Here is a 967-nt window from a genome sequence, read left to right on the forward strand (position 1 = left end):
TGTCGTCAGCTCGTGTCGTGAGATGTTGGGTTAAGTCCCGTAACGAGCGCAACCCTTGTCCTTAGTTACCAGCACGTTATGGTGGGCACTCTAAGGAGACTGCCGGTGACAAACCGGAGGAAGGTGGGGATGACGTCAAGTCATCATGGCCCTTACGGCCAGGGCTACACACGTGCTACAATGGTCGGTACAGAGGGTTGCCAAGCCGCGAGGTGGAGCTAATCCCATAAAACCGATCGTAGTCCGGATCGCAGTCTGCAACTCGACTGCGTGAAGTCGGAATCGCTAGTAATCGTGAATCAGAATGTCACGGTGAATACGTTCCCGGGCCTTGTACACACCGCCCGTCACACCATGGGAGTGGGTTGCTCCAGAAGTAGCTAGTCTAACCGCAAGGGGGACGGTTACCACGGAGTGATTCATGACTGGGGTGAAGTCGTAACAAGGTAGCCGTAGGGGAACCTGCGGCTGGATCACCTCCTTAATCGAAGATCTCAGCTTCTTCATAAGCTCCCACACGAATTGCTTGATTCACTGGTTAGACGATAGGTTTGCTGCTCGGTTGGTTTGAGCGCGCCCCCGGCTCTTGGATAGAGAGCGGGTGAGGTCGACAAGCTGCCAAAGCCCGAACGATTGGGTCTGTAGCTCAGTTGGTTAGAGCGCACCCCTGATAAGGGTGAGGTCGGCAGTTCGAATCTGCCCAGACCCACCAATTGTTGTGGTGTGCTGCTGATCCGATAAGGGGCCATAGCTCAGCTGGGAGAGCGCCTGCTTTGCACGCAGGAGGTCAGGAGTTCGATCCTCCTTGGCTCCACCATTAAATCGTCGAAAGCTCAGACATGAATGTTCAGGTTGAACGAACATTGATGTCTGGTCTTTGTGCCAGAACCGTTCTTTAAAAATTTGGGTATGTGATAGAAGTAGACTGAATAATCTCTTTCACTGGTGATTATTCAAGTCAAGGTAA

2 tRNA genes and 1 rRNA gene are annotated in these 967 nt (G+C 52.6%); all 3 read left to right on the forward strand.

Annotated elements, in window-relative coordinates:
* Positions 1 to 484 (forward strand): 16S ribosomal RNA (locus ACCC94_RS29820); the annotation flags it as partial.
* 151 nt (positions 485 to 635) lie between these two features.
* Positions 636 to 712: transfer RNA gene (locus ACCC94_RS29825), tRNA-Ile, on the forward strand.
* Between the two features lie 29 nt (positions 713 to 741).
* A tRNA-Ala gene (locus ACCC94_RS29830) sits at positions 742 to 817 on the forward strand.
* Positions 818 to 967 lie beyond the last annotated feature (150 nt).

The sequence above is a fragment of the Pseudomonas sp. Pseusp97 genome (assembly GCF_047304025.1).
Classification (GTDB): Bacteria; Pseudomonadota; Gammaproteobacteria; order Pseudomonadales; family Pseudomonadaceae; genus Pseudomonas.